Origin of the sequence: Roseateles chitinivorans, from assembly GCF_050632145.1 — a bacterium.
Taxonomy (GTDB): domain Bacteria; phylum Pseudomonadota; class Gammaproteobacteria; order Burkholderiales; family Burkholderiaceae_C; genus Roseateles; species Roseateles chitinivorans_B.
The window spans coordinates 1,586,717-1,611,777 of sequence record NZ_CP192577.1 but is presented as its reverse complement, the minus strand read 5'-3'; the positions used below and the strand labels follow the sequence as shown (position 1 = coordinate 1,611,777).

Genomic DNA, 25,061 nt, shown 5'->3' with positions numbered 1-25,061 from the left:
TGCAGGGGGCCACAGGCGGCAAGCGCCTGAACCCCCAGCAATGCCGTCCCCCATCAGCCCCGTCCCTTCAACGGTTTTGCTACCGAGGACTTCGGGCGAGGGCGATCTGCCGCTCGCCGAGCAATTCGGACATCACGGCCGGCATGAGCAGGCGTGAGCCCTCGTGGCTCAGGTGGCCCTGGTCGCGATAGAGCGGCACGCCGTCGCGCTCCACCTGGCACGTCGTCCCGTCGCACAGCAGCGGTTCGAAACGCAGCACCGGCAGGCGCGCGTCGGACTTCGTCAGGTCGGCGACGAAGCGGTGCTCGGCGGCCCGGCGGTGTTCATCGTCCGCCTCGTCGATCACGCAACCCGGCGTCGCGCCGATCGTCCAACGCCGCGCCTGTCGCCGCTCCAGGCAGCCCGCGATGTCGAACGGCGCCGACGGCGGCGGCGCCACCACCATCACCCGCTTGCCCATCGCGCGTAGCCGCTTCACCGTCGCGGTCATGTCGTCGAGCAGCGCCGCACGCATCGCCGCCTCGCCTCGCAGGCGCTCGCCCCCGGGGGTGCGCTGGAGCTCGTACTTCGAATCATCCAGGTACTGCGTCAGCAGGCTCGACAGGACCACCGTGTCGATCTCCGGGTGCCGCTCGATCCAACGCAGCACCGACGCGTTGAAGGCCTGGCACTGCTCGATCCACGGCGACGCGAAACTGTTGCCCCGGCCAAGGGCGGGCCGTACCGGCGTCAAGCCGGGGAAGGGGCCGCAGGACGACTTCGTCGCCTGCACCAGGCCCTGGTCGCTGGCCACGCGCACAAGGCCTGGCACCAGATGCATGGCGTAGGAGTCGCCCCACACCATCCAGCGCGCACCGGGCCGCGTACGGCAGTCCTCGCGGCCGTCGAAAGGTTCCTCCGCATCGCAGTTGGCCGACAGGCCGTAGTTGGCCTTGCGCAGTTCGACGAAGTCGATCGAGCCTGGTGCCGGCTTGTGCAGCGCCAGCCCGACGCCACCCATGGCGAGCGCCAGGGTGCCGGAGCCGAGGATGAGTGCGCCGCGTCGACCGGTCAGCAGCGCCTTGGCCGGACGCTCGACCGCGCGGTGCAGCGCCCACGCCAACGGGAACGCCACCAGCACGGCGCCGATGCGCCACGCCATCAACGCGTGCGGATCAGCCTTCAGTCCCACCCAGGCGTTGTGCAGGATCGCGATCAGCGGCCAATGCACGAGGTACAGCGCGTAGGACCAGTCGCCGATACGGATCAGCGGCGCAGCCGCGCGAGGGAGGCTCACGGGCTCGCGCAGCAGCAGGACCAGCGTCGCGAGTCCGACGACCAGCGCCGCCGGCCCGGGATGCGCGGTGCCGAACCATTGCGGCGCGGCAGGCACGACGAGGAGCAACGCCCAGGCCGGCCATGCGAGCCATCTCAACACCCGCTGCACCGGGCCCGAACCTGCGATCCCCGTCAACGCCCCGATCGAGCCGAGGCCCAGTTCCCAAGCGCGTGTCGGCAGCAGGTAGAACGCGCCGCTGGCATCGATGGGCTGCCACCAGATCAGCAGGCCGAGACTGGTGGCCGTGACCAGCAGCGCGGCGCCGGCCCGCAGTCGCGCGGGGCTGAAGAAGAGCAGCGCCGGCAGCACGAGGTAGTACTGCTCCTCGAGGGCCAGCGACCAGAAGTGCAGCAGCGGCTTGAGGTCGGACGCGCCCTGGAAGTAGCCGGTCTGCCGCCACAGCACGACGTTGTTGGCAAAGGCCAGCGCCCCGAGCAGTTGGCCGACGAAGTCGATCTGCTCGCTGCGGTTGAGCGCCCATGGCGCCGCCAGCAAGGTCGCGCCGAGCACGACATACGCGGCCGGCAGCAGACGGCGTGCGCGGCGGCCATAGAAGGCGAGGAAGGAGAAGCCGCCGCGCTGCAGCGCGCGTTGGATCAGCCCGGTGATCAGGTAACCGGAGATGACGAAGAAGATGTCGACGCCGAGGTAGCCGCCCGACGCGCCGGGGATCTGCGCGTGGTACAGCAGCACCCACAGCACCGCGATCGCGCGCAGCGCCTGGATGTCGTCGCGCAGGGGGACCTCGCCGGCCGCGTGCGGGCCATGGGGACGATGGAAGGGCGTCGGGGAGGAGCTTGTCACCAAGGCGTCAGAACGGGAGCGGAGGGAACGTCAACGAGGCGCCGCATCGCGCGACGGGCGAATTGTGGCCCGGCTCCGGCTTGCCGCCTGCGTGACAGTGTGCCCCGCGCCGTTGCGCCACACTGGCTGCCATGTTGGACACCCAGCCCCGCAGCCCGCAACGCCGCCGCATCTATCTGATGCGCCACGGCGCGGTGACCTACTTCGACGGCTCGACCGGCCGGCCGGTGCTGCCCGAGCAGGTGCGGCTCAATGACGACGGCCTCGCGCAGGCGCGGGCCGCCGGCGAGGCCTTCCGCGCCGCGGGCGTGCGCTTCGATCGCGCGATCGTCTCGGGCCTGCCGCGCACCGTCGAGACCGCGGACCTCGTGCTGCGTCATTCCGGACAGCCCGACCTGACCCCGCAGACCTGGCCCGAATGGCAGGAGATCCGCGGGGGCCGCCTCGGCGAGATCCCGGACGGGGAGCTGGCGCAGGCCTTCAACGGACTGCAGCGCAGCCCGGTCGCGGAGTCGCAACGTTTCCTCAACGGCGAGAGCGTCGGCGAGCTGCTCGACCGCGTGCTCGGCGGCGTCTCCCGCCTGCAGGCCGATCCCGACTGGGACTGCGCGCTGCTGGTGCTGCACGGCGTCGTCAACGCCGCGATCCTCTCGCACGCGGTGACCGGCGGCCAGCGCGTGATGCTGGGCAGCTGGGTCCAGTCGCCGGCCTGCATCAACGTGCTGGACGTCGCGCCACCGACCGGGGATTCGCCCGGCAGCTGGCTGCTGCGTGTCTGCAATTTCGCCCCGTCGCATCCGCTGCATGCGGATGAGCGGGCCACCACGATGGAAGCGCTGTACGCGCAGTACCTCCGCTATCGCAGCCGACGCGGCTGAAGGACCTCCCCATGAACTTCGACTACAGCCCCAAGGTGGACCAGCTGCGCGAGCGCCTGCTCGCATTCTTCGACGAGCACATCTATCCCAACGAGAAGCGCTATCACGAGGAGATCGCCGCCAACCGCCGCGGCGGCAACGCCTGGATCCCGACGAAGGTGATCGAGGAGCTCAAGCCGAAGGCGCGCGCCGCCGGCCTGTGGAACCTGTTCCTGCCGCGCTCGCCGCGCGCGCCGGAGGGCCTGTCCAACCTCGAGTACGCGCCGCTGTGCGAGATCATGGGCCGCGTGTACTGGGCACCCGAGGTCTTCAACTGCTCGGCGCCGGACACCGGCAACATGGAGACGATCGAGCGCTACGGCAGCGAGGCCCACAAGGACCGCTGGCTGGAGCCGCTGCTGCGCGGCGAGATCCGTTCCGCCTTCCTGATGACGGAGCCGGAGGTGGCCTCGTCGGACGCGACCAACATCCAGTGCCGCATCGACCGCGACGGCGACGAGTACGTCATCAACGGCACGAAGTGGTGGTCGTCCGGCGCCGGCGATCCGCGCTGCGCGCTGTACATCGTGATGGGCAAGACCAATCCCGACGCGGGACGCCATGAACAGCAGTCGATGGTGCTGGTGCCGGCCAACACGCCGGGCCTGACGGTCAAGCGCCACCTGAGCGTCTTCGGCTACGACGACGCGCCGCACGGGCACATGGAGATCGAGCTGAAGGACGTGCGCGTGCCGGTGGACCACATCCTGCTGGGCGAGGGCCGCGGCTTCGAGATCGCGCAGGGCCGCCTCGGCCCCGGACGCATCCACCACTGCATGCGCTCGATCGGCGCGGCGGAGCGGGCGCTGGAGCTGATGTGCAAGCGGGCGGTCTCGCGGGTCGCCTTCGGCAAGACGATCGCGCAGCAGACGGTGACACAGGAACGCATCGCCGAGGCGCGCTGCAGCATCGAGCAGGCCCGTCTGCTGACGCTCAAGGCGGCGTACATGATGGACACCGTCGGCAACAAGGTCGCCAAGGCCGAGATCGCGATGATCAAGATCGTGGCGCCGAGCATGGCGCTCAAGGTCATCGACTGGGCGATGCAGGTCCACGGCGGCATGGGCGTCAGCGACGACACGCCGCTGGCCTACATGTGGGCCGGCCAGCGCACGCTGCGTTTCGCCGACGGTCCGGACGAGGTCCACCGCAACTCGCTGGCGAAGCTGGAACTTTCCCGCCACATGACCCTGCCCGGCGCCGGCGACATGCCGATCACCCGCGGCGGCTGAGTCTCCCGTACACCGTCACGTAGAAAGCGTGGCATCACACCAACGGGGGGACGTCGCAGGAACCTGCTTCTCCCCCCGGAGAGCGGTTTTCATCACGGAGCCCGGTGGCTAGGATCAGCCACCCTTTTTCCGGACGCCTTCCCGCGCGCCGCTCCCGCGATGAACCGATTCGCCGAAGTCCGCACCTGGCCGCTGCTCGCGTTCGCGCTGCTGGTCGGCCTGCAGGCCATCGTGCTGACGGTGACGCTGGGCGGGTATGCCGTGGACGGCTGGCTGGCATGGGTCGGCATGGCCTCGCTGGTGCTCACGGTGGTGCTGGCCGTCGCGGTGGTGTCGACACTGGCGCGCGCGCAGGCGCGGGCGAAGCTCGCGCAGCGCACGATGGAGGAAGCCATCGACGCGCTGCCGGCCAGCGTCGAGATCTTCGACGCCGGGGACCGCCTGATCGCCTACAACAAGCGGCTGGTCGAGATCTATCCGCACATGCTGCGGCACTTCCAGCACAAGAGCACGTTCGAGGACCTGGTGCGCGAATCGCTGGCCCGCGGCGGGATCCCGGAAGCGCGCGGCCGCGAGCCCGAGTGGCTGGAGGAGCGCAAGCAGGCGCGCGGCCAGCAGATGACCCCGCTGCTGCAACGCGTGCACGACGACATGTGGCTGCGCATCTACGAATCGCGCACCCCCTCGGGCGGCATCGTCGGCGTGCGCATGGACGTGACGGACCTGATCCATGAGCAGCAGCGGCTGGCCGCCAGCCGGGCGCAGTTGCGGGCGACGATCGAATCCGCGGCCAACGGGATCCTGACGCTGGATTCGGGCGGGCACGTGCTCGAGGCCAACCCGAGCTGCGAGCTGCTGTTCGGCTTCACCGCGGCGGAACTGCAGGGCGTGCACCTCGGCATGCTGCTGGGCGCGGCGGCCGCGCCGGTGACGGCGCCTGCACCGGAACCCGGCGCGACCCCGGATGCCCCGCTGGATCCGCGCGCGCTGCTCGGCCAGCCGCGCGAGTTCACGGCGCGGCATCGCAGCGGCGAGGCGCTGCACCTGCAGCTGGCGCTCGCCGAGGTCCGCACCGAGACGATCCACCTGTACGTCTGCATCGTCACCGACCTCACCGAGCGCAAGCGCCAGGAGGAGCGGCTGCGTCGCGCCAATGAGCTGCTCGCCCGGCAGTCGACGACCGACGGCCTGACGGGCGTGGGCAACCGGCGGCTGTTCGACCAGCTGCTGCAGACGGAATGGCACCGCGCGACCCGGGCGAACCGGCCGCTGGCGCTGCTGATGGTCGACATCGACCACTTCAAGCAATACAACGACTGCTACGGCCACGTCTCCGGCGACGACTGCCTGCGACGTGTCGCCACACTGCTGCGCAGCTGCGCGGGACGAGGCGGCGAATCGGTCTGCCGCTACGGCGGCGAGGAATTCGCGGTGCTGCTGGTCGACACCGACCTGGCCGGCGCCCAGGTGGTGGCGCAACGCTGTCTGGACAGCGTGCGGCTGGCCGCGATCGAACACGTGGGCTCGCCGGTGAGACGCTCGGTGAGCCTGTCGATCGGGGTGGCGTCCTTCATCCCCCAGAACGGCGACGCGTCACAGCGCCTGATCCAGACGGCCGACGCAGCACTCTACGAAGCCAAGCAGGCGGGCCGGGCTCGCCTGATCTGCCAGCAGCAGACGGCTTGAACCGCCGGCGCCACCACGCCGCAACGGCGGCAGCGCGACAATCGCGTCCATGCCGCACGCCGACCCCACCCTGGACCCGATCGTCTTCCTGAAGCAGCAGATCCGCACCGTGCCGGACTGGCCGTCCGCGGGCGTGCAGTTCCGCGACATCACGCCGCTGCTGTCGAATCCGCGCGCCTTCCGGGTGCTGATCGACCAGTTCGTGCACCGCTACTTCGACGCCCGCCCGGATGCGATCGCCGGCCTGGATGCGCGGGGCTTCATCATCGGTTCGGTCCTGGCGTATGAGCTGAACGTCGGTTTCGTGCCGATCCGCAAGAAGGGCAAGCTGCCGTTCACGACGGTGCAGGAGACCTATGAGCTCGAGTACGGCAGCGCCACCGTGGAGATGCACACGGACGCGGTGAAGGCGGGCGATCGCGTGCTGCTGATCGACGACCTGATCGCCACCGGCGGCACGATGATGGCCGGCAAGCGCTTGCTGGAGCGCCTCGGGGCGGAGGTCATCGAAGGCGCGGCGATCGTGGATCTGCCGGAGCTGGGCGGCTCGAAGCGACTGCGCGACGGAGGGTTGAAGGTCTTCTCGCTGGTCGACTTCGACGGGCATTGAGCCCGGATCACTTGCCGATGCAGAACCTGCTGAAGATCTCCCCCAGCAGGTCGTCGGCAGTGAACGCGCCCGTGATCTCGCCGAGCGCGTCATGCGCGAGGCGCAATTCCTCCGCCATCAGATCCAGTGCCGGCGGCTGCGCCTCGGCCTGAAGCAGCGCCAGCTCGATGTGTTCGCGCGTGCGGCGCAACGCCTGCACGTGGCGCTCGCGGGCGATGAAGAGTCCTTCCGGCACTGCGTGCCAGCCGACCTGTTCCAGCAGCTTGCGACGTAACGCATCCAGGCCCTCGCCGGTCTTGGCCGACAGCGTCAGCGCCCCCGCCGGCAAGGACGCCGGTGCGTGCGCATCGGCCTTGTTGTAGATCTGCAGGATCCGCGCCGGATCGACACTCGCGAGCCGTCCGCGGATCTCGGCATCTTCCGACTCGTAGTCCGCATGGCCGACCCGCGTCAGGTCGTGCAGGAACAGCACCACGTCCGCGTCCGCGATCGCGTCCCAGCTGCGCGCCACGCCGATGCGCTCGACCTCATCCTCGGTGTCGCGCAGGCCCGCCGTGTCGCTGATGTGCAGCGGCACGCCCTCGATCTGGATCGTCTGGCTCAGCTTGTCCCGCGTCGTGCCGGGAATCGCCGTCACGATCGCCAGCTCGGCACCGGCCAACGCGTTCAGCAGCGAGCTCTTGCCGACGTTCGGCTGCCCCGCCAGCACGACCTTGATGCCCTCGCGCAGGATCGCGCCCTGCCGGCTGCGGTCGAGCAAGGCTTCCACGCGCACCAGCAGGCGGCGCAGCTTGCCCAGTGCGTCGGCCTGCTCCAGGAAGTCGATCTCTTCCTCCGGAAAATCCAAGGTCGCCTCGACGAGCATGCGCAGCTGGATCAGTCCATCGCGCAGCCCGCCGACCTCGCCGCTCAACGCGCCGGCCAGCGCACGGCCGGCACTGCGGGCGGCCGCTTCGGTGCTCGCATCGATCAGGTCGGCCACCGCCTCGGCCTGCGCCAGATCCAGCTTGCCATTCAGGAATGCTCGCCGCGTGAATTCGCCAGGCTCGGCCAGACGCATCCGCAGCGCGGGGTCGGCTTCCAGGCAGCGCGCCAGCAGCAGCTGCAGCACCACCGGACCGCCGTGCGCCTGCAGTTCCAGCACATGCTCACCGGTATACGAGTGCGGCGCCGGGAACAGCAGCGCCAGGCCGTGGTCGATCGCCTCGCCCTGCGCGCTGCGGAACGGCAGATAGGTCGCCTCGCGCGGCTTCAGCGCGCGACCGCAGATCGCCGTCACCAGCGGGGTCAGGTCTTGCGGCGCGGACACCCGCACGATGCCGACTGCGCCTCGTCCGGGCGCGGTGGCGATGGCAGCGATGGGGTCCTGGTGGCGCGACAGCATGGGCACGATTGTCTCGCAGTGCCCATGAAAAACGGCGATGCGCCCTTGGGCGGCATCGCCGTTGTCGTGAATGGCGCGGGGTAGGCCTCGTCGCCGACTCTCGTGAGCCGACGCCTGGCGCCTCCGGTTCTCCACCACCTCAAGCCGGGTGGAGAAGCGACCCCCGCATGGACCCCATTAAGCGCCCGCGAACAGGCGAAAAAAGCCCCCGGGGTGCGGGGGCTCGGGGACGCGCGTGAGGAATTGCCGAATGTCTCCCGCGCCGGTCGCCCTTATTTCTTCACGGCGGCTCCGCCGATCTGCTTGTTGATCATCCATTGCTGGGCGATCGACAGGATGTTGTTCACCAGCCAGTACAGCACCAGGCCCGACGGGAAGAAGAAGAACATCACGCTGAAGGCCAGCGGCATGATCCACATCATCTTGGCCTGCACCGGGTCGGCCGGTTGCGGGTTCAACCACACCTGCAGCAGGCTGGACGCCGTCATCAGCAGCGGCAGCGGGCCGATAGGCGCGCCGAACAGGTGACCGAACAGGCTGTCCGGCTTGGACAGGTCGTGGATCCACATCACCCACGGGGCGCCGCGCATCTCGACGCTCGACAGCAGCACCCAGTACAGCGCGATGAAGAACGGCATCTGCAGGAAGATCGGCAGGCAGCTGCCCAGCGGATTGATCTTCTCTTCCTTGTAGATGCGCATCATCTCCTGCTGCATCTGCTGCGGCTTGTCCTTGAGGCGCTCGCGCATCTCCTGGATGCGCGGGTTCACGGCCTTCATCTTGGCCATGCTGCGGTACGCGCTGGCGTTCAAGCCGTAGAAGGCGGCCTTCAGCAGCACGACCAGCAGGATGATCGCCCAGCCCCAGTTGCCCAGCAGCGTGTGCAGCACGTCCAGCAGCCAGAACAGCGGCTTGGACAGGATCTTGAAGATGCCGTAGTCCTTCACCAGCTCCAGGCCCGGGGCCAGGACTTCCAGCTTCTTCTCTTCCTGGGGACCGACGTACAGCACGTCGTCCAGCTTGGCCGACGCGCCAGGCGCGACGGTGGCGAAGTTCATCACCACGCCGGCGGTGTACAGGTTCTCGTTGAGCGGACGGACGTTGAACTCGCGCGGGCCCGCCTCGTTGCGGATCCAGGCGCTGACGAAGTAATGCTGGACCATCGCGACCCAGCCGTCCTCGGCGTTCTTCTCGTATTCGGCCTTGCCCTTCTTCAGGTCGTCGAAGGACAGCTTGTGGTACTTCGCCTTGTCCGTGTAGATCGCCGGACCGGAGAACGAGGTCGGCGCGAAGGACGGGCCGGTGTGGTCGATGTGGCCGTCACGCACCAGCTGCAGGTACAGCTGCGGCGTCAGCGGCGCGGCGCCGGTGTTGGTCACCTCGTGGTTCACGCCGATGGCGTAGTCGCCCCGCTTGAAGGTGTAGGTCTTGACCAGCTTCACGCCGCCCTGGTCGGCTTCCAGGCGCACGGTCAGCGCGTCCTGGCCGTCCTTGAGCTCGCGCGGGCCCTCGACCAGCGTCAGCACCGTCTGGTCGCTGGGCGCGTTCGGCACGTTCAGCAGGCCGGACCGGGCGCTGTAGTTGCGGACCGGATCCAGCACGACGACGTGGCCGCTGGGGTTGGTGTCGTCGGCGTGCTTGAGCAGCTCGACGCGGACCAGGCTGCCGCCGCGCGTGTCGATCGTGGCCTTGACGACGTCGGTCGTGAAGGTGACCAGCTCGTTCTTGATCGGTGCCGGGGCCGCGGCGGTGGTGCCAGCGGCAGAAGCGCCGGCAGCTGCCGGCAGCGCGGCGGCGGATGCGGCCGAGGCCGGGCCGGCCGGCGCGGTGGCGACCTTCGCAGGCCCCGGGTGGAACAGCGACGGCTGTCCGTTGTGCCGCTGCCAGCCGTCCCACAGAAGGACCAGCGACATCGTGAACACCACCCACAAGATGGTGCGGCGAATATCAGTCATGGGAAGCTTTTGGATTGGCGGTTGAAGAGGCTGCCCCCGGACGGCATCTGGACGGACGCAGCAGTCGGGTGAACAGGCGGGGCGGATTGTCGGGCACGGGATCGTGTCCGCCCAGACAGAATGGGTTGCAACGCAGGATCCGTGCGGCCGCCAGATAGGTGCCGGCGGCGGCGCCATGCTGCCGCAAGGCCTGCATCGCGTAGGCGGAGCAGGTCGGGCTGTAGCGGCAACCCGCGCGCAGCCAAGCACTGAAGAGCAACTGGTAGCCGCGCACCAGCCCCATCAGCAATCGCGTCGACAGGCTGGGGCGGGGATCCATGGCCGTTTTTCCGAACCGCGGAGCCGTCAGCCCGCGGCCGCCGGCACCGGCCCTGACGCGGGCGCCGAAGCCGGCGGTCGCGCCAGCTTGCGGGTGAGCTGCAGCAGTTCCGCGCGCGCAGCAGTGCGCAGCGCGTCCGAAGAGGCGCTGGGGAATTGCTTGCGATCGAATGGCATGCGCAGGCGCACCACCCACAGGCCGGGCGGCAGTTCAGGCAGATCGCCGAACACCGCGCGGATCTGGCGCTTCAGCAACGTCCGCGTGACGGCGCGCTTCGCGTGCCGCTTGGGTACGACGTAGCCCAGCCAGGCCCGGTCGGGCGCGGCTGGAGCCGGTGCTGCGGAAGTGGGCGGCACTGTCGCCATCGGCGTTTCATCCACAGCTTGGGGATGAATCGGTGCATCACCTGTGGACAAGTCAGCCGTTCCTGTGGATGGACGGCGCTTGGGCAGCGTGGGGCTGTCGGCCAGATGGTGCACGGCGAAGTGCGCGCTGCGTGCGCGGCTGGGCGTACCCAGCACGCGCTCGAAATCGGCCGATCGTACGACGCGGCCGATCACGGTGCGGGCAAGGACGTCTGGCGTGTCGCTCAGACGGCCAGGCGCTTGCGGCCCTTGGCGCGGCGAGCAGCGATGACGGCCTTGCCGCCACGCGTCTTCATGCGAACCAGGAAGCCGTGGGTACGGGCGCGACGGGTCTTGGAGCCTTGATAAGTGCGTTTCATGTTCAACCTCTAGGAAATCTCGGTACTTCCCGCCGCCTCGCGCCAAGGACCTGTTGGCCCATGGCACCTTGTGGCACCGCGCACGGACATCGGGGGATGTCGGAAGCCGCTCAAAAATGCGGAGGCCCAAGCAACGAACCCAGGCGAGAGTCCACGCAGCTACGTCCGGGCGTCCGGAAAACCCGCGATTACAGCAAAGATTTGCGTCAGGGTCAATCCGGATGCAGGTCGCCACGGGGATTACCAGCACTTGACCGGGGGAAAAAATCTGTGGATAACCCAGACTCCGCGGACCCGCATCGGTACAATCGGGCCGCTCGAAGAATAAGTTTTCCACAATGAGCGCAGACTTGTCAGGTGCGGCCCTGTGGCAGCGCGGTTGCGAACGCCTGGCCGCCGAACTGCCTGAACAGCAATTCAATACCTGGATCCGGCCGCTGCCCCCGCGGAGGTCGCCCAGCAGGACGAGAACGGTCACGAGGCCGTCCTGGTGTCGCTCCGCGTCCCCAACCGATTCAAGCTGGACTGGATCCGCAGCCAGTACGCCGGCCGGATCGAGGCCATCCTGACCGAACTCGCCGGCAAACCCGCGCGCCTGGAATTGTCGCTGGCGCCGCGCGAGGCCATCGCGCCGCTGCCCCGCACCTCGCCGTCCGGCATGACGATGGGCCAGGTGCTTCAGCAGCACGGCCTGCGCGGCGGCCCCGGCGCCGCGCAGCTGGCCCCCGACCACGCGGCGGTTGCCGCGCGTCCGGCCGCTGCGGCCGCGCCCGCCGCTCCGGCGACCGCCGCCAGCCTGATCCAGGGCGCGGCCCCCAACGTCCCGGCCAACCTCCCGCCCAGCGCCACGCGCCACCGCATCAACACCAGCCTGACCTTCGACACGCTGGTGCCGGGCCGCGCCAACCAGATGGCGCGCACGGCCGCCCTGCACGTCGCCGGCGCGCCGGGCCAGATGTACAACCCGCTGTTCATCTACGGCGGCGTCGGCCTGGGCAAGACCCACCTGATCCACGCCGTCGGCAACGCGCTGCTGAAGGACCGCCCCGACGCCCGCGTGCTGTACCTGCACGCGGAGCAGTTCATCTCCGACGTCGTCAAGAACTACCAGCGCAAGACCTTCGACGAGCTCAAGGCGAAGTACCACTCGCTGGACCTGCTGCTGATCGACGACGTGCAGTTCTTCGCCGGCAAGGACCGGACGCAGGAAGAATTCTTCAATGCGTTCGAGGCGCTGCTGGCCAAGCGCGCCCACATCATCATGACGTCGGACACCTACCCGAAGGGCCTGGTGGACATCGACGAGCGCCTGACCAGCCGCTTCGACGCCGGCCTGACGGTGGCGATCGAGCCGCCCGAGCTGGAGATGCGCGTCGCGATCCTGATCAAGAAGGCCGACGCCGAGAACGCGCCGATGCCCGAGGACGTCGCCTTCTTCATCGCGAAGAACGTGCGCGCCAACGTGCGGGAGCTGGAAGGCGCGCTGCGCAAGGTGCTGGCCTACAGCCGCTTCTCGCACAAGGAAATCAACATCCAGCTGGCGCGCGAGGCCCTGAAGGACCTGCTGTCGATCCAGAACCGGCAGATCTCGGTCGAGAACATCCAGAAGACCGTGGCCGACTTCTACAAGATCAAGGTCGCGGACATGTACTCGAAGAAGCGCCCGGCGAGCATCGCCCGCCCGCGCCAGATCGCGATGTACCTGGCCAAGGAACTGACGCAGAAGAGCCTGCCGGAGATCGGCGAGCTGTTCGGCGGCCGCGACCACACCACGGTGCTGCACGCGGTCCGCAAGATCGGCGGCGAGCGCCAGAAGAACACCGAGTTGAACCAGCAGTTGCACGTCCTGGAGCAAACGCTGAAGGGATGAGGAAAAACGCCTTCGCCTTCAGCGAAAATGCCGCGTTCGCCCGTACAGCCAACAGTGGAGAGAGGTTGACATGATCGTGTTGAAAGACAGCCAGGACAAAGTGCTTGCCGCGCTGCAGGCCGTGTCCGGCATCGTGGAACGGCGCCACACGCTGCCCATCCTGGCCAACGTGCTGGTCCGCAAGCAGGGCCGGCAGGTCGAGCTCACGACGAGCGACCTGGAGATCCAGGTCCGGACCACGGTCGAATTCGACGGCGACGATGGCGACTTCTCCACGACCATCGGCGCGCGCAAGCTGATCGACATCCTGCGCTCGATGCCGTCGGACCAGACGGTGAGCCTGACGTCCAACCAGAGCAAGATGACGCTGCAGGGCGGCAAGAGCCGCTTCACGCTGCAGACGCTGCCGTCGGACGACTTCCCGCTGGTGCAGGAAGCCGCCGACTTCGGGCCGGCGTTCAACGTGCCGCAGAAGACGCTGAAGGGCCTGATCAACCAGGTCCACTTCGCGATGGCGGTGCACGACATCCGCTACTACCTGAACGGCATCCTGTTCGTGGCCGAAGGCAAGATGCTGACGCTGGTCGCGACCGACGGTCACCGCCTCGCGCTGGCCCAGGCGGAGACCGACACCGAGATGCCCAAGCAGGAAGTCATCCTGCCGCGCAAGACGGTGCTGGAGCTGATGCGCCTGCTGAAGGACGGCGGCAAGGGCGACGACGAGAGCGCGCCGATCGAGATGCGCTTCGCCGGCAACCAGGCCAAGTTCAGCTTCAGCGGCATGGAATTCGTGACCAAGCTGGTCGAGGGCAAGTTCCCCGACTACAACCGCGTCATCCCGAAGAACCACCGCTTCCACGTGCTGATCGGCCGCCAGCCGCTGCTGGCGGCGCTGCAACGCGCGGCGATCCTGACCAGCGAGAAGTTCAAGGCCGTGCGCCTGTCCTTCGACCCGGGCCTGCTGTCGATCGCCTCGAGCAACGCCGAGCAGGAAGAAGCCAAGGAGGAGCTCGAGATCGACTACGGCGGCGACCAGATCGAGACCGGCTTCAACGTCACCTACCTGATGGACGTGCTGGCCAACATGTCGCAGGACATGGTGCGCGTGGACCTGAACGACAGCTCGTCGAGCGCGCTGCTCAGCATCCCCGAACACAGCGGCTTCAAGTACGTCGTCATGCCGATGCGAATCTAAGGTTGCTGCGCAACCTTCGCTCCGCAGAGCGGGCATGTTGCGCACCCCGGCCCCCGCCAAGCGGGGGTTCCAGACAGTTTGACAAACGGCCGCTCGCGGCCTTGAACAGCCTTCCGATGACCGATAACAGCACTCCTGAGAACACCCCGACGCCTGTGCCGCAGAACGACGGCGCGGGGTACGGCGAGTCCAGCATCCAGATCCTGGAAGGGCTGGAGGCGGTGCGCAAGCGCCCCGGCATGTACATCGGCGACACCTCGGACGGCACGGGTCTGCATCACCTGGTGTTCGAGGTCGTCGACAACTCGATCGACGAGGCGCTGGCCGGCTACTGCGACGACATCGTCATCACCATCCACACGGACAACTCGATCTCCGTCATCGACAACGGCCGCGGCATCCCGACCGGCGTGAAGATGGACGACAAGCACGAGCCCAAGCGCTCGGCGGCCGAGATCGCGCTGACGGAACTGCACGCGGGCGGCAAGTTCAACCAGAACAGCTACAAGGTCTCGGGCGGCCTGCACGGCGTGGGCGTGTCCTGCGTGAACGCGCTGTCCAAGACATTGCGCCTGACGGTGCGCCGTGAAGGCAAGGTCCACCAGCTGGAGTTCAAGAAGGGCTTCCCGCAGGACCGCGTGATCGAGGTCCGCGACGGCTTCGAGACCAGCCCGATGAAGATCGTCGGCGAGACCGACAAGCGCGGCACCGAGGTGCACTTCCTGCCGGACACGGAGATCTTCACGCAGAACTCCGAGTTCCATTACGACATCCTGGCCAAGCGCCTGCGCGAGCTCTCGTTCCTGAACAACGGCGTGAAGATCCGCCTGGTCGACGAGCGCAACAACAAGGAAGACAACTTCGCCTTCGCGGGCGGCGTGCGCGGCTTCGTCGAGTTCATCAACAAGGGCAAGACGCCGCTCAACCCGAACATCTTCCACGCCCAGGGCGACAAGATGTCGGACCAGAACACCAACGTCGGTGTCGAGGTGTCGATGCAGTGGAACGACGGCTTCAACGAGAGCGTCCTCTGCTTCACCAACAACATCCCGCAGCGCGACGGCGGCACCCACCTGACGGGTCTGCGCGCGGCGATGACGCGGGTGATCAACAAGTACATCGAGGACAACGAGCTGGCCAAGAAGGCCAAGGTCGACGTCACCGGCGACGACATGCGCGAGGGCCTGGCCTGCGTGATCAGCGTGAAGGTGCCGGAGCCCAAGTTCAGCTCGCAGACCAAGGACAAGCTGGTGTCGAGCGAAGTGCGCGGCCCGGTGGAAGACATCGTCGCGAGCAAGCTGACGGACTGGCTGCTGGAGAACCCGGTCGACGCCAAGATCATCTGCGGCAAGATCGTCGAGGCCGCGCGGGCGCGCGAGGCGGCGCGCAAGGCGCGCGAGATGACGCGCCGCAAGGGCGTGCTGGACGGCATGGGCCTGCCGGGCAAGCTGGCGGACTGCCAGGAGAAGGATCCGTCGCTGTGCGAGATCTACATCGTGGAGGGTGACTCCGCCGGCGGCTCCGCCAAGCAGGGCCGCGACCGGAAGTTCCAGGCCATCCTGCCGCTGCGCGGCAAGATCCTGAACGTCGAGAAGGCGCGCTACGAGAAGCTGCTGACCAGCAATGAAATCATCACGCTGATCACGGCGCTGGGCACCGGCATCGGCCGCGGCGCGGGCAGCGACGACTTCAATCCCGAGAAGCTCCGCTACCACCGCATCATCATCATGACCGACGCGGACGTGGACGGTGCGCACATCCGGACGCTGCTGCTGACCTTCTTCTACCGGCAGATGCCGGAGCTGGTCGAGCGTGGCCACATCTACATCGCGCAGCCGCCGCTGTACAAGGTCAAGGTCGGCAAGCACGAGCAGTACCTGAAGGACGGCCACGAGCTGGACGGCTTCCTGCTGAAGGTCGCGCTGAACGACGCAGAGCTGCACACGGCGGGCGTCGGCACGGGTCCGGTGCTCAAGGGCGAGCAGCTCGAGACGATGGCGCGCCAGTACGTGGCGGCGCAGAACGTGATCGAGCGCCTGTCGGCCTGGATGGACGGCGAGGCGTTGCATCTGCTGGCCTCGGGCCTGACGCTCGGCCTGGACACCAAGGAAGCGGCGGACATTTCCGCGACGGCGCTGCAGGTCGCGCTGCACGACGCGGTGGTGCATGCGGAGGTCGATCCGCGCACCGACAAGCAGTTCCTGCGCATCAGCCGCCGTCACCATGGCAACGTGCGCTCGAGCATCATCACGGCGGACTTCGTGCACGGCGCGGACTATGAAGTCCTGGCCGAGGCCGGCAAGACCTTCAAGGGTCTGGTGGGCGAGGAAGCCGTGATCCGCAAGGGCGAGGGCGAGAAGGCCAAGGAAAGCAAGGTCGCGGACTTCCGCGCCGCGATGGCCTGGCTGATGACGCAGGCCGAGTCCAGCGTCGGCCGCCAGCGCTACAAGGGCCTGGGCGAGATGAACCCCGCGCAGCTGTGGGAAACGACGATGGACCCGACGGTCCGCCGCCTCCTGCGCGTGCAGATCGAGGACGCGATCGAAGCCGACCGCGTGTTCACGATGCTGATGGGCGACGAGGTGGAACCGCGTCGCGAGTTCATCGAGCAGAACGCCCTGCGCGCGGCGAATATCGACGTGTGACGTCCCGACCTTGCGATGGTCGGCCTACGCGATTCGATCGGAATTGAATCGGAGCCCTGCTGATGGCGAACCGCGGAACTCAGTATTCGCTGTTTGAGTCGGCGGAGCCCATCGTGGTTGAAGCGCCGCCCGTCGACGAAGGCGAGCGGCGGTTCAGCGACTTCGTCGTTTACGTCGACGAGAGCGGCGACCACTCGCTCGCCAGCATTGACGTCGGATATCCGGTCTTCGTCCTGGCGCTGTGCGTGTTTCACAAGAGGCACTACAGCGAAAAGATCATCCCGGCCATCGAGAAGCTCAAGTTCAATTACTTCGGCCATGACAGCGTGGTGCTGCATGAGACCGATATCCGCAAGCAACGGGGAGACTTTGCGCTGCTGAGCCATCTGCCTCGCAGAAAAGAGTTTCTCGCCTGGCTCTTGGACATCATGGTGAAGAGCAACTTCATCTTGATCGCTTGCGTCGTCGACAAGACCCGATTGACTCGAAGCGAGGGCGAGGCGAGCAATCCTTATCACATCGCACTTGACGTCTGCCTGCAGCGTCTGGACGACTTCCTGACGGAGAAGGGTCAGCAGGACTTGCAGACCCATGTGATCGTGGAATGTCGGGGCAAGAAGGAAGACCGCGAATTGGAGCTCGAGTTCAGGCGTATCTGCGATGGGAAGGATGGTCAGGAACGCCAGCTCCCATTCCATATCGTGTTCGCCGACAAGAAGACCAATCTCGCTGGCCTGCAGTTGGCAGACTTGGTCGCACGCCCTGTCGGGCTCAACTACATCCGTCCGAACCAGTCCAATCAAGCCTTCGATGTGTTGAAGAAGAAGTTCTTCTGCGAGGGCGGACGCGCGGGAGTGGGTGCGGGATACGAGAATGTCGGGCTGGTCGTTTATCCGCCCCAAAAAGCGAAAAGCCCCGGTGAACCCACCGAGGCTGTAGCGCCGACCGGGAACCCCCAATCCACTTAGGGACGCAGTGTAGCGTATTGCGGATCTGGTTCTTAGGTAGTAACCCCAACCTGAGTTGTCAGGCGGAACTATTGAGTCTTCCTTAAAGGTTCGCCTGCCCCAATGCATGGCAACGTTGCGGTCCCCTTTTGTGACACCCACATTGCTGGCCCGCCTCGCCATGACCTCCGTCATGCGCGCCCCCTGTGAAGGGTTCAGCGGTGCCGGATGCGCACGAGACCGCTCCGTAGACTGCCCTCGTCGTCCTCCCCGGACATCCACGAGATCATCTGCATGTGCGCTCTCGCTTTCCGCTCCGCGTCACTTTCCGTGATCGCCCTGTCGCTCGGCCTGCTGGCCGCGACGCCGCCAGTCCAGGCCCAGTCGATCAGCGTCAAGCCCGGCCTGTGGGCCAGCGCGAGCGTCAACACGCTCAACGGCCGCAAGATGCCGACGATCTTCGACATCAAGGGCGCGCTCACCGCGCAGCAGAAGAGCAGCCTGTCGGCCGCGATGGCGCAGCTCGGTCTGCCCGCGGGCGGCAGTCCGCACCTGGACTGCCAGAAATCCGCCGAGTTCGCGCTCCCGAAGCCCGAGAGCGTCGAGCAATGCACCACGCAGCTCAAGCCCGCCGACGCATCCAGCGGCACCTTCACGATGAGCTGCAAGAGCGACGTCGTCAGCGGCACCGGCGCCGGGACCTACGAGGTCAAGGACAAGTCGACCGCCACGGTGAAGGTCTCCTTCAAGGGATCGACCGTGCAAGGCCAGCCGTTGAGCTATGACTCCTCGTCGGTCCACAAGTGGATCGGCAGCGACTGCGACGCGCCCCCGCCGGGTGTGGATCCTTCGCTGGCGGAATTGCTGCGCTGAGGCCGCTGCTCAAGACCCGGAACCCCGGGCGATGCGATCCAGCAGCTCACTGAGCAGCAGCCGCTCGCCGGCACTCAGCGCCGTCGTCTGATCCAGCGACGCCCGAAGCGCCGCCGCCGCCGCGCTCGGTCCCGCATCCGACACGGCCCCCGCCTCCCCGGTGATCGCGGCGATGACCGCCTCACGGGCCGCCGTGGACAACCCGGGGTCACGCTCGCCGTCCGGCTGCGACAGCAAGGTCAGCACCGTGCCGGTCCCGGCGGACTTGATCAGGTCGATGGCGCGCGCCTCACTGGTCTTCAGGCGCCCCGCCAAGGCGAGGTTCCTCACCCGTCGCTGAAGGACCGCCAATCCCGCTTGCGTGATCTCGGCGGTCGCGCCGGCCGTGCCCTGCCCGTTCAGGATCGCGAAGAGCGCCGGATGCGCGAGGCCGAAGGCCACGTGCAGGTCCCATCCCGCGCGCAGCTCCTCCAGCGGATCGGGGTCCGGCATCCTCGTCGACTTCTCGGCGACGTAGATGTTCAGCCGATGCACCGCCACGGCGTCCAGCAGCCCCCGCTTGTCGCCGAACAGCCGGTAGATCGTCGGCGCCTGCACGCCCGCGGCGGCAGCCACCGCACGCGTCGTCGCCGCTTCCTGGCCTTCCCGGTCGATCAGGGCCATGGCGGCTTCCAGGATCCGGGCCCGGTTGATGTCCGCCTGGCTGGGATCGGCGGGACTCGGATCGTCGCCCGCAGGCTGCACTCGTTTCATGGGCTCGCACGATACCTCACGATGTTTCCGCCGATAACAGCCGCTTGCTATCTTTGACTTATCAATGGCATCATTCAAATGTTATCAACGGAAACATTGATTGGATCAGCCATGTTCGTCGTCACCGGAGCCAGCGGAACGCTTGGCCGCGCCATCGTTCATCAGCTCGCGCAGCGGGTGCCCGTCGGGCGCCTCGTCGCGGTCAGCCGGAACCCCACCGCCTTGGCGGACCTCGCCGCGCTCGGCGTCGCCGTCCGCCAGGGCGACTTCGCGGATCCGCCCAGCCTGACGTCCGCCTTCAAGGAAACGAAGCAGCTGCTGTTGATCTCCTCGAATGCGAAGGCTTACGGCGGAGACTCGCTCGGACAGCATCGCGTGGCCCTCGCCGCGGCTCGGGACGCAGGGGTCGAGCGCATCGTCTACACGAGTCATATGGCCGCGAGCCATGACTCCGCCTTTCCGCCGATGCACGAGCACGCCGCCACCGAGGACATGCTTCGCGCCAGCGGGCTGGCGTGGACCGCGCTGCGCAACGGCTTCTACGGATCGAGCGGCCTGGCGATGCTGGCGGAGGGGATGCGGTCCGGTGCGTTCGACACGGCGGCCGACGGGCCGGTGTCCTGGACGGCCCATGCGGACCTTGCTGAAGCCGCGGCGCGCGTGTTGATCGACACGTCCCGGGACAGCGGCCCGACGCCGGCGCTCACCGGTCCGGAGGCGCTGGACCTGTCGGACCTGGCGGCCATCGCCTCCAGCCTCATGGGAAAACCCGTGGTCCGATGCACCCATCCCGCAGACGCACTGCGGGCCAAGCTCCAGGAAAGGGGTCTGCCTCCGGCGATCGTGGCGATCTCGCTGGGCTTCTACGACGCCGCCCGCAAGGGAGAGTTCTCGACGGTCGACCCGGCCCTGGAGCGCCTGCTCGGTCGCCCGCCGATCCGCATGCGGGACTTGATCGCGCAACAGCTCGGCCACTGAGCCTCCGAGGCGGGCACCGGGGACGAACTGCCGACCCTGCCGGCCGGCCCCGGCGAGGAGGCGATGATCATCGTTGACATATGACGATCATCATATTACACTCCGCTCCATGAACGCCTCGTCGTCCTCCCGCTCCACCCGCAAGGAAGAATCCCGCGACCGCATCCTCGACGTCGCCGCCCGCACCGTCCGCCGCGCCGGCTTCGACGGCGTGGGGGTCGCCGACGTGATGAAGCAGGCCGGGCTCACGCACGGCGGCTTCTACGCCCACTTCGCGTCCCGTGACGACCTGCTGTGCGCCGCCGCACTGCGCGCCGGACAGGACAGCCGGCAAGTGCACCACAGCCATGCCGATCGACTCGTGGCTGCCGGCGTTCCGCCATTCCGCGCCCTCGTGGAAACCTATCTGCATGAAAGCGGCATCGACAACATCGACTGCGGCTGCCCGGTCGCGGCGCTGGTGGCCGAAATGCCCCGCCAATCGGACGCCGTGCGCGGCCAAGGCCACGGACTGCTGCTGGGCATGCAAGGCCTCGTGCTGGATGCGCTGGGCGAAGGCGCCTCGCCGGAGTCCGCCTGGCCGATCGCCGCGACGCTGGTCGGCGCCCTCCAGATGGCCCGCGCGATCGGCGATCGGGAACAGGCGATCGCCATCCTCGACAGCACGAGGCGCGCGCTGCTGGCTCAGCACGCTGAAGCCGCCTCACAGCCCACCCGCCCGGCGCGCTGATCCCGTTTTCCATCGGGGACCTCCGGGTCCCTCTTCTTTGCCCATCAATATGACCGTCGTCATATGAAACTACGCGCCACGGCGCAGAAGGAAGTTCCATGCAGATCAAGGATGCCGTCGTCTTCATCACCGGCGCGAACCGGGGCCTCGGGCTCGAGTTCGCGAAACAGGCACTCGCACGCGGTGCGAAGAAGGTCTACGCGGCGGCCCGCGACGTCTCGACCATCACGCTGCCCGGCGTCGTGCCGGTACAGCTCGACGTGACCCAGCCGGAACAGGCCGCCGCCGCCGCGCGTGCCTGCGGCGACGTGACGCTGCTGATCAACAACGCCGGCATCGGCCGTGTCGGCGGCATCGCGGGCGACAACGCGGAGACCGTCCTGCGCGAGCAGCTCGAGACCAACCTGTTCGGCGTCTTCCACGTCGCGCGCGCGTTCGCGCCGGTGCTGGGCCGCAACGGCGGCGGCGCGATCCTGAACATGCTGTCCATCCTCAGCTGGGTGAACACGCCGATGCTCGGCGCCTACGGCGTCAGCAAGGCCGCGGCCTGGGCGCTGACCAACAGCCTGCGCGCCGAACTCGCGCCGCAGGGCACGCTGGTCGCCGGCTTCCACGGCGGCTTCATCGACACGGACATGATCCGCGACTTCGAGGTGCCCAAGGCACGTCCCGAGGACGTCGTCCGCCAGTCGCTCGACGAGATCGAACAGGGTGCCGTCGAGATCACCGTCGACGACTCGACGCGCCAGGTCAAGAAGGCGCTGTCGGACGGGGTGTACCTGATGGATCCGATGGCGCATTGAGCGCGTCGCGTGCGCCGGGGACGCTCGACTCGTCGAAGAAGTTCACGCTGAACCGGCGCCGCAGGCGGAAGCCCAGGCGCTCGTAGAGCGCGATCGCCGTGACGTTGTCGGTGAACACGTGCAGGAAGGGCGTCTCGCCGCGGCGGAAGATGCCCTGCGCGACCGCCTTCATCAGCGAGGCGGCAAAGCCGCGGCCGCGGCACGACGGATCGACGCAGACCGCGCTCACCTCGGTGAAGCCGGGCACCTTCATCCGCTCGCCCGACAGCGCCACCAGCCGCCCCTCCCGCCGGACGCCGATGTAGCGGCCCAGCTCGAGGGTGCGACGACCGAAGGGACCGGGCTGCGTCGCCCGCACGAGCGCCAGGATGTCCGGCAAGTCGGCGTCATCCAGCGTCTCCACCTCGATGTCGGGTACCGGGGTCAGTGCCTGCCGATCCACCAGCACCATCTGATCGACGGGCGCCCGCTTGAACGGTGCGAGTCCGCCGAACGGACGTTCGTCCTCCGCCACCACGAGCACGACCGGCGACGCGATGCGAAGCAGGTCCGCCAGCTGTTCGGGAGTGCCGGTCGTCGGGGGCTTCAGCGCTCCGAACGGGCCGACGTCCGGGAGGAATCGCCGTGCATCGCCTTCGCCGGTGGCGAGCCCGGTCTGCCGGCTCGTCAGCGCATGCCAGACCACGTGATCGAGCAACGGGGCGTCGAGAAGCGTCGGGACGGAAGGAATCGGCGCAGTGTTCATGCGCCTGGACTCTAGGCGCTCGGCGGGCCGGACGCCACGATCGGTCGCGACATCCCGGCGGTCATTCGCGACACGCCGGGGCGCCGCCGTCACACCACCATCACTCCGCTTTCGCGCCCGCCGCCCTGATCACCGGATCCCACTTCTTGATCTCGGAGGCCGTCTGCACGCCGAGCGCCTGCGGCTTGAGCCGGTCGCCCTGAGGTGCGACGACGCCCATCTCCTGGAAGCGCTTCGCCACGTTGGCATCGGCCAGCGCGTTGCGGAGCGCCGTGTTCAGACGCGTCACCACCGCCGCGGGCGTGCCCTTGGGCGCGTACACGCCGTGCCACACGGCCAGCTCGAAGCCCGGCAGGCCGCTTTCTGCGAAGGTGGGGACGTTCGGCAGCTGCGGCACGCGCGCCTTGGTCGCCATCGCATAGGCCTTGAGGGCCCCCGCCGCGACGTGCGGGCCCGTCGCCACCGGCTGGTCGCAGATCAGGTCGACGTTGCCGGCGATCACGTCCTGCAGCGCCGGACCCGTGCCGCGGTACGGCACCATGGTCACCGTCGTGTTCGTGGTCTGGCTGAACAGCATCGCGCAGAGGTGCGAGGTCGCGCCGACGCCCGCATGCGCGAAGCGCACCTCGCCGGGCTTGGCCTTCATCTGCTTGATGACCTCGGCGACCGTCGCCGGCGCGAAGTTCTTGTTCCCGACCAGGATCATCGGCACGTCGCCGGCCAGGCTGATCGGCACCAGGTCCTTGTTGGCGTCGAAGGTCAGCTTCGGATACAGCGCGGGCGCCGTCGCGATCCCCATGTTGTGCAGCAGCACCGTGTAGCCGTCCGGCGCGGCGCGCACCACCTTGGCCGTGCCGATCGTGCCGCCGGCGCCGCCCGCGTTCTCGACGATCACCTGCTGACCGAGGTCGCGCGTCATCGCCTCCGCGATCAGCCGGCCGATGACGTCGGTCGAGCCGCCCGTCGCGTACGGGATCACCATCGTGATCGGCTTGTCCGGATACGCCGCGGACGCCGCCGTGGCCAACGTCATCGCCGCCGTCGTCACCGTGACGGCCAGGACCTTCTTCGCAATCTGTCGCATGTCTCGCTCCAAGGGGTAAGGATGTGCGCCGCCGGTCCATCGCCGGTTGCTGCGTGTCTGTCGATGCAGGAAATGGAGAGCGTCCCGACGCGACCCGTCAGGCCGCGCCGATGCCGCCGAAGCTCATCAGCTTCAGCTCCGTGTATTCGTCCAGGCCGTGCCGGGAGCCTTCGCGCCCCAACCCGGACTGCTTGATGCCGCCGAAGGGCACCGTCTCGCTCGAGATCGCGCCGGTATTGATGCCGACCATCCCGGACTCGATCGCCTCCGCGACGCGGAAGCAGCGCGCGACGTCGCGCGAATAGAAGTAGCTCGCCAGGCCGAACTCGCTGGCGTTCGCCCAGGCGATCGCTTCGGCTTCGGTATCGAAGGCCACCAGCGGCGCGACGGGGCCGAAAGTCTCTTCGTCCAGGCAGCGCATGCCGGCCTTCACGTCGAGCAGCACGGTCGGCTGCATGAACCAGCCGGGGCCGTCGACCGCCTCGCCGCCGATGCCCAGTCGCGCGCCGCGATCCAGCGCGTCCCGGACGTGCGACAGCGCCTTGCGCCGCGCCGCCTCGTTGATCAGCGGGCCTTGCGTGACGCCCTCCTCCAGGCCGTTGCCGGTCCGCAGCCCGCGCACGCGCTCGATCAGCCGGGTCGCGAAGTCCTCATAGACGCCACGCTGCACGAACAGCCGGTTGGCGCAGACGCAGGTCTGGCCCGCGTTGCGGAATTTGGATGCGATCGCACCGTCGACGGCCGCGTCGAGGTCCGCATCGTCGAAGACGATGAAGGGCGCGTTGCCGCCGAGTTCCAGTCCCAGCTTCTTCACCGTCGGCGCGCATTGCGCCATCAGCAGCCGGCCCACCGGCGTGGAGCCGGTGAAGCTGAGCATGCGCACCGTCGGCGAGGATGTCAGCACCGCGCCGACCTCGACCGCATCGCCGACGACGACATTCAGCACGCCGACGGGGAGACCGGCTTCGAGTGCGAGGTCCGCCAGCCGCAACGCGGTCAACGGCGTCAGTTCCGACGGCTTGAGCACCATCGTGCAACCGGCCGCGAGCGCCGGCGCGACCTTGCGCGTGACCATCGCCGCCGGGAAGTTCCAGGGGGTGATCGCCGCGCACACGCCGACCGGTTCCCGCACCACCAGCTGTCGGCGATCCGACGAGGCGGCGGGGATCGTCTCGCCATGCAGCCGCCTCGCCTCCTCGGCGTAGAAGCGGAGGTAGCTCGCGGCATAGACGATCTCGGCGCGCGCTTCCGCCAGCGGCTTGCCCTGCTCCGAGACCATGACGCGTGCCAGTTCCTCGGTGCTCGCGATGACGAGCTCGAACCAGCGTTGCAGCACCTCGGCGCGGGCGTGACCGCCGCGCCGGCGCCATTCGACCTGCGCGATGCGCGCCGCTTCGACGGCCGCCTGCGCGTCCTGCGCGGAGTCCTTGCGGACTTGCGCGACGCGTTCGCCGGTGGCGGGATTGACGACGTCGAACATGGCGCTCAT

Annotated in this window: 23 protein-coding genes; 13 read left to right on the top strand and 10 right to left on the bottom strand. The window is 68.0% G+C overall.

The window, feature by feature from the left end; translation table 11 throughout:
• Positions 1–79: 79 nt before the first annotated feature.
• The gene (locus ACQ86G_RS07480; RefSeq protein WP_431259993.1) at positions 80–2,122 is read right to left on the bottom strand and encodes an acyltransferase family protein; all 2,043 of its coding nucleotides are present in this window, start codon (positions 2,120–2,122) and stop codon (positions 80–82) included.
• Between the two features lie 131 nt (positions 2,123–2,253).
• Between ACQ86G_RS07480 and ACQ86G_RS07475 the strand changes: the two genes are divergently transcribed.
• From ACQ86G_RS07475 to ACQ86G_RS07460, 4 genes are all read left to right on the top strand, one after another.
• Positions 2,254–3,000 carry a histidine phosphatase family protein gene (locus ACQ86G_RS07475; protein ID WP_431259992.1) on the top strand — a complete coding sequence of 249 codons (747 nt, stop codon included), beginning with the start codon at positions 2,254–2,256 and terminating at the stop codon, positions 2,998–3,000.
• An 11-nt stretch (positions 3,001–3,011) separates the two neighbouring features.
• The gene (locus ACQ86G_RS07470) at positions 3,012–4,271 is read left to right on the top strand and encodes an acyl-CoA dehydrogenase family protein (RefSeq protein ID WP_431259991.1); all 1,260 of its coding nucleotides are present in this window, start codon (positions 3,012–3,014) and stop codon (positions 4,269–4,271) included.
• 159 nt (positions 4,272–4,430) lie between these two features.
• Positions 4,431–5,957 carry a sensor domain-containing diguanylate cyclase gene (locus tag ACQ86G_RS07465; protein ID WP_431259990.1) on the top strand — a complete coding sequence of 509 codons (1,527 nt, stop codon included), beginning with the start codon at positions 4,431–4,433 and terminating at the stop codon, positions 5,955–5,957.
• A 49-nt stretch (positions 5,958–6,006) separates the two neighbouring features.
• On the top strand, positions 6,007–6,567 hold the full coding sequence (locus ACQ86G_RS07460) for an adenine phosphoribosyltransferase (protein WP_431049251.1): 561 nt from the start codon (positions 6,007–6,009) through the stop codon (positions 6,565–6,567).
• Between the two features lie 7 nt (positions 6,568–6,574).
• Here ACQ86G_RS07460 and mnmE read toward each other — a convergent pair whose 3' ends face one another.
• The 5 genes from mnmE to rpmH all read right to left on the bottom strand — a co-directional run bounded on the left by mnmE (position 6,575) and on the right by rpmH (position 10,949).
• Positions 6,575–7,951, bottom strand: coding sequence for a tRNA uridine-5-carboxymethylaminomethyl(34) synthesis GTPase MnmE (mnmE, locus tag ACQ86G_RS07455; RefSeq protein ID WP_431259989.1), 1,377 nt, complete (start codon positions 7,949–7,951; stop codon positions 6,575–6,577).
• A gap of 272 nt (positions 7,952–8,223) precedes the next feature.
• Positions 8,224–9,906 carry a membrane protein insertase YidC gene (gene yidC, locus ACQ86G_RS07450; RefSeq protein WP_431259988.1) on the bottom strand — a complete coding sequence of 561 codons (1,683 nt, stop codon included), beginning with the start codon at positions 9,904–9,906 and terminating at the stop codon, positions 8,224–8,226.
• Positions 9,899–10,225, bottom strand: coding sequence for a membrane protein insertion efficiency factor YidD (yidD, locus tag ACQ86G_RS07445; protein ID WP_431259987.1), 327 nt, complete (start codon positions 10,223–10,225; stop codon positions 9,899–9,901). Before yidD ends, yidC begins: the two co-directional genes overlap by 8 nt.
• Before the next feature lie 26 nt (positions 10,226–10,251).
• Positions 10,252–10,785: a ribonuclease P protein component gene (locus ACQ86G_RS07440; protein WP_431259986.1), complete on the bottom strand. Its 534-nt coding sequence runs from the start codon at positions 10,783–10,785 to the stop codon at positions 10,252–10,254.
• Between the two features lie 29 nt (positions 10,786–10,814).
• Positions 10,815–10,949 (bottom strand): 50S ribosomal protein L34, encoded by a 135-nt coding sequence (gene rpmH, locus ACQ86G_RS07435; RefSeq protein ID WP_067065970.1) that lies wholly within the window; start codon positions 10,947–10,949, stop codon positions 10,815–10,817.
• 338 nt (positions 10,950–11,287) lie between these two features.
• Between rpmH and ACQ86G_RS07430 the strand changes: the two genes are divergently transcribed.
• The 6 genes from ACQ86G_RS07430 (at position 11,288) to ACQ86G_RS07405 (ending at position 18,479) form a co-directional block, all read left to right on the top strand.
• Positions 11,288–11,518: a DnaA N-terminal domain-containing protein gene (locus ACQ86G_RS07430; RefSeq protein WP_431259985.1), complete on the top strand. Its 231-nt coding sequence runs from the start codon at positions 11,288–11,290 to the stop codon at positions 11,516–11,518.
• Complete coding sequence (gene dnaA, locus ACQ86G_RS07425; RefSeq protein WP_431259984.1) at positions 11,440–12,819, top strand: chromosomal replication initiator protein DnaA; 1,380 nt, start codon at positions 11,440–11,442, stop codon at positions 12,817–12,819. The genes ACQ86G_RS07430 and dnaA overlap by 79 nt, the downstream gene beginning before the upstream one ends.
• A 70-nt stretch (positions 12,820–12,889) precedes the next feature.
• Positions 12,890–14,014, top strand: coding sequence for a DNA polymerase III subunit beta (dnaN, locus tag ACQ86G_RS07420; protein WP_331612699.1), 1,125 nt, complete (start codon positions 12,890–12,892; stop codon positions 14,012–14,014).
• Between the two features lie 116 nt (positions 14,015–14,130).
• Positions 14,131–16,659: a DNA topoisomerase (ATP-hydrolyzing) subunit B gene (gene gyrB / locus ACQ86G_RS07415; RefSeq protein WP_088408117.1), complete on the top strand. Its 2,529-nt coding sequence runs from the start codon at positions 14,131–14,133 to the stop codon at positions 16,657–16,659.
• A gap of 62 nt (positions 16,660–16,721) precedes the next feature.
• On the top strand, positions 16,722–17,627 hold the full coding sequence (locus ACQ86G_RS07410; protein WP_431259983.1) for a DUF3800 domain-containing protein: 906 nt from the start codon (positions 16,722–16,724) through the stop codon (positions 17,625–17,627).
• A gap of 273 nt (positions 17,628–17,900) precedes the next feature.
• Entirely contained in the window at positions 17,901–18,479 is a 579-nt protein-coding gene (locus ACQ86G_RS07405) for a DUF3617 domain-containing protein (protein ID WP_431259982.1), read from the top strand.
• Positions 18,480–18,488: 9 nt separating this feature from the next.
• Here ACQ86G_RS07405 and ACQ86G_RS07400 read toward each other — a convergent pair whose 3' ends face one another.
• Positions 18,489–19,232, bottom strand: coding sequence for a TetR/AcrR family transcriptional regulator (locus tag ACQ86G_RS07400; protein ID WP_431259981.1), 744 nt, complete (start codon positions 19,230–19,232; stop codon positions 18,489–18,491).
• Between the two features lie 111 nt (positions 19,233–19,343).
• Between ACQ86G_RS07400 and ACQ86G_RS07395 the strand changes: the two genes are divergently transcribed.
• From ACQ86G_RS07395 to ACQ86G_RS07385, 3 genes are all read left to right on the top strand, one after another.
• Complete coding sequence (locus tag ACQ86G_RS07395; protein ID WP_431259980.1) at positions 19,344–20,210, top strand: NAD(P)H-binding protein; 867 nt, start codon at positions 19,344–19,346, stop codon at positions 20,208–20,210.
• A gap of 109 nt (positions 20,211–20,319) precedes the next feature.
• Complete coding sequence (locus ACQ86G_RS07390) at positions 20,320–20,940, top strand: TetR/AcrR family transcriptional regulator (RefSeq protein WP_431259979.1); 621 nt, start codon at positions 20,320–20,322, stop codon at positions 20,938–20,940.
• A gap of 98 nt (positions 20,941–21,038) precedes the next feature.
• Positions 21,039–21,743 (top strand): SDR family oxidoreductase, encoded by a 705-nt coding sequence (locus tag ACQ86G_RS07385; protein WP_431259978.1) that lies wholly within the window; start codon positions 21,039–21,041, stop codon positions 21,741–21,743.
• Here the strand turns inward: ACQ86G_RS07385 and ACQ86G_RS07380 are convergent.
• The 3 genes from ACQ86G_RS07380 to ACQ86G_RS07370 all read right to left on the bottom strand — a co-directional run bounded on the left by ACQ86G_RS07380 (position 21,691) and on the right by ACQ86G_RS07370 (position 25,061).
• Entirely contained in the window at positions 21,691–22,488 is a 798-nt protein-coding gene (locus ACQ86G_RS07380) for a GNAT family N-acetyltransferase (protein WP_431259977.1), read from the bottom strand. The genes ACQ86G_RS07385 and ACQ86G_RS07380 overlap by 53 nt on opposite strands.
• Positions 22,489–22,588: 100 nt before the next feature.
• Complete coding sequence (locus ACQ86G_RS07375) at positions 22,589–23,572, bottom strand: tripartite tricarboxylate transporter substrate-binding protein (protein WP_431259976.1); 984 nt, start codon at positions 23,570–23,572, stop codon at positions 22,589–22,591.
• Between the two features lie 97 nt (positions 23,573–23,669).
• Complete coding sequence (locus ACQ86G_RS07370; protein ID WP_431259975.1) at positions 23,670–25,061, bottom strand: NAD-dependent succinate-semialdehyde dehydrogenase; 1,392 nt, start codon at positions 25,059–25,061, stop codon at positions 23,670–23,672.

What these genes read in the sequence shown, in the direction of transcription:
- ACQ86G_RS07395 (WP_431259980.1), top strand. Translation starts at nt 19,344, where the DNA reads ATGTTCGTCGTCACCGGAGCCAGCGGAACGCTTGGCCGCGCCATCGTT.
- ACQ86G_RS07460 (WP_431049251.1), top strand. Translation starts at nt 6,007, where the DNA reads ATGCCGCACGCCGACCCCACCCTGGACCCGATCGTCTTCCTGAAGCAG.
- rpmH (WP_067065970.1), bottom strand. Translation starts at nt 10,949, where the DNA reads ATGAAACGCACTTATCAAGGCTCCAAGACCCGTCGCGCCCGTACCCAC.
- ACQ86G_RS07475 (WP_431259992.1), top strand. Translation starts at nt 2,254, where the DNA reads ATGTTGGACACCCAGCCCCGCAGCCCGCAACGCCGCCGCATCTATCTG.
- ACQ86G_RS07375 (WP_431259976.1), bottom strand. Translation starts at nt 23,572, where the DNA reads ATGCGACAGATTGCGAAGAAGGTCCTGGCCGTCACGGTGACGACGGCG.
- ACQ86G_RS07400 (WP_431259981.1), bottom strand. Translation starts at nt 19,232, where the DNA reads ATGAAACGAGTGCAGCCTGCGGGCGACGATCCGAGTCCCGCCGATCCC.
- ACQ86G_RS07380 (WP_431259977.1), bottom strand. Translation starts at nt 22,488, where the DNA reads ATGAACACTGCGCCGATTCCTTCCGTCCCGACGCTTCTCGACGCCCCG.
- ACQ86G_RS07370 (WP_431259975.1), bottom strand. Translation starts at nt 25,061, where the DNA reads ATGAGCGCCATGTTCGACGTCGTCAATCCCGCCACCGGCGAACGCGTC.
- gyrB (WP_088408117.1), top strand. Translation starts at nt 14,131, where the DNA reads ATGACCGATAACAGCACTCCTGAGAACACCCCGACGCCTGTGCCGCAG.
- ACQ86G_RS07430 (WP_431259985.1), top strand. Translation starts at nt 11,288, where the DNA reads ATGAGCGCAGACTTGTCAGGTGCGGCCCTGTGGCAGCGCGGTTGCGAA.
- ACQ86G_RS07465 (WP_431259990.1), top strand. Translation starts at nt 4,431, where the DNA reads ATGAACCGATTCGCCGAAGTCCGCACCTGGCCGCTGCTCGCGTTCGCG.
- ACQ86G_RS07390 (WP_431259979.1), top strand. Translation starts at nt 20,320, where the DNA reads ATGAACGCCTCGTCGTCCTCCCGCTCCACCCGCAAGGAAGAATCCCGC.
- ACQ86G_RS07410 (WP_431259983.1), top strand. Translation starts at nt 16,722, where the DNA reads ATGGCGAACCGCGGAACTCAGTATTCGCTGTTTGAGTCGGCGGAGCCC.
- yidD (WP_431259987.1), bottom strand. Translation starts at nt 10,225, where the DNA reads ATGGATCCCCGCCCCAGCCTGTCGACGCGATTGCTGATGGGGCTGGTG.
- ACQ86G_RS07385 (WP_431259978.1), top strand. Translation starts at nt 21,039, where the DNA reads ATGCAGATCAAGGATGCCGTCGTCTTCATCACCGGCGCGAACCGGGGC.
- mnmE (WP_431259989.1), bottom strand. Translation starts at nt 7,951, where the DNA reads ATGCTGTCGCGCCACCAGGACCCCATCGCTGCCATCGCCACCGCGCCC.
- ACQ86G_RS07470 (WP_431259991.1), top strand. Translation starts at nt 3,012, where the DNA reads ATGAACTTCGACTACAGCCCCAAGGTGGACCAGCTGCGCGAGCGCCTG.
- dnaN (WP_331612699.1), top strand. Translation starts at nt 12,890, where the DNA reads ATGATCGTGTTGAAAGACAGCCAGGACAAAGTGCTTGCCGCGCTGCAG.
- ACQ86G_RS07405 (WP_431259982.1), top strand. Translation starts at nt 17,901, where the DNA reads ATGTGCGCTCTCGCTTTCCGCTCCGCGTCACTTTCCGTGATCGCCCTG.
- yidC (WP_431259988.1), bottom strand. Translation starts at nt 9,906, where the DNA reads ATGACTGATATTCGCCGCACCATCTTGTGGGTGGTGTTCACGATGTCG.